2 protein-coding genes and 2 pseudogenes are annotated in these 1,959 nt (G+C 33.8%); all 4 read left to right on the forward strand.

Annotation, left to right across the window (positions count from 1 at the left end):
• Positions 1-417, forward strand: a pseudogene (locus GQF29_RS18480) (hypothetical protein); the annotation flags it as partial.
• A gap of 1 nt (position 418) precedes the next feature.
• Entirely contained in the window at positions 419-823 is a 405-nt protein-coding gene (locus tag GQF29_RS18190; RefSeq protein ID WP_008787394.1) for a YxiG family protein, read from the forward strand.
• A 476-nt stretch (positions 824-1,299) separates the two neighbouring features.
• Positions 1,300-1,515, forward strand: a complete 216-nt coding sequence (locus tag GQF29_RS19090; RefSeq protein WP_083806985.1) for a transposase — start codon at positions 1,300-1,302, stop codon at positions 1,513-1,515.
• 66 nt (positions 1,516-1,581) lie between these two features.
• Positions 1,582-1,959 (forward strand): annotated as a pseudogene (locus GQF29_RS18200) (hypothetical protein); the annotation flags it as partial.

Genomic DNA, 1,959 nt, shown 5'->3' on the forward strand with positions numbered 1-1,959 from the left:
CATGGAAGTACAGGAAACAGTACATCAAAAGGATATGCTTCATCAGGAAATACAAGTCCAGGCTATGCACCTCCCTCTTCATCTAATAGTGGCTATCAGGGAGCTAGTGGAGCTAGAACAAGTTTAAAGAATGCATCTAGTTCTGTTGGAAGCAAATTAAATGGTACTGTCTCTGAATTGAATAATGGCTACAAAATTGAGATTCCTAATGGTAATAAACCAATTGTAGTAAGAATTATGGATGAAGGTTCTGGAGGAAGGAGTGCACCTTATTTCAGAGTAAGCATAGATGGAAAAGGTTCATTAACTTTAGATGGAGTATTGTCTAGTGATAGAGCTCTTACTCATATTGACTTAACAGATAATTATCTTGAACAAATCACTAATATGGTTACGAAGTATAAAGGAGGGAAATAAAATGGAAAATTTGATAGAAAAGTTAAACTTATTATGGGCAAGCAAAATATTGAATTACGACTACGATATGTTATTAAATAATATAACATTTTTATTGGAAACTCTAGATAATGGTCAAATACATAGGTATGAATTGAAATTTAAAAAAGTTAGTATGGTGTACTTTGTTAATAATGTAGGAGATACAAGATTCAATATTTTTGAACCTGATGAAGATGATTATTTGGAATTTACATCTATAAGCATTTTGGAGGATGTAAAATTCGATATTGAAAGTGAAAGAGATGAATGGTTAAAACAATACCAAGGGAAAGCAAATGTTTGTATTGAGATATGGAGTAAAGTATTATTAATAGAAGCTGATTCGATTGAATTGAATAATGAAAATTGTTCGTTAAGCAAATAGTTTCTTTCTCAAAGATTTATAGCCTTCAATAATCAAGTCACTCCCAGCGTACGAAGTGTATGCATAGGGAAGGGCTTGTGATTAGAGCGTTAGCGAGAGTCTTTATAGGGCATAATAGTAACACCGCCCTACACATACACACCTAGAAACAGGAAATAGGCTATTTTAAAGGCTTATCGCCTGTTTTTTTACTGCACAGTTTTATCAAAAAAAGTAGGCATAAATATAAATATTTCATAAAATTTTGCTTATTTTACGGAATTAAGGTCTTTGCAACTGTAGTAATAGTGTAGGAACTTTTAAGAATCTTGCCAATTCGTTACCTTTCATTTGTATTAATAATAGAAAAGATAAACATATTTTCTTGATTGGTAGACAAATTCATGATTGCATTTATGCTTTATTGTGAGGAATTAGAAAGGATAGAGGGTGTTATGGAAAAATGTTGAAAAGACACGTCCTACCAACTACAAACGATACCCAGAGTCCATACAGTTACTGCATATGCATTAATATCACATATTGCTGAAATAGAACGATTTCAAAATGCTAATAAAGTAACGAGTTATGCAGGAGTTACCCCAGTCTTTTTTAGTTCAGCAGTAAAAGGAAAGAATGTACAAAATAAAAACCAAGGTAATAGAGAACTGTATGCAATGCTTTATCTTTTGCTATGCAACAAGTACAAGTGAATATGAAAAGCGAAGCACGCAATCAGATCATGCGAGTTTATTTTGAATGCAAGGCTAGAGGAGGCAGTGAAAGCGTATTGTGATACATTAGGATTAGAGTATATATCGTTGAAGGATGCATTAAAGAGCATATCAAAAGTAGAGAAGGGGTTATCACTTTTATCAAAATATACAACAATCTGTGAAACCATAAAACATGCTGGAAATGTGAATGAATCTGCTGTACAATCAAGTGTAGGATACAGTAGCGAGTCAAGCATGAATAGCCACTGTAATGATATGGTAGGACATATCTGGTCAAGTCCGGAAGAGTATAAGGCAGTAAGAGTATGGGTAGGAACAGGGACATACAGTGGAGGCAGATGGGAAGATGCAGTCTATCATGTCGGAAGCAAGCAGTATCATGCATATGGAAACTGGCTATATACAACATTTGTACCATGG

It is taken from the genome of Coprobacillus cateniformis (assembly GCF_009767585.1).
In the GTDB taxonomy this organism is placed as follows: Bacteria; Bacillota_I; Bacilli_A; order Erysipelotrichales; family Coprobacillaceae; genus Coprobacillus; species Coprobacillus cateniformis.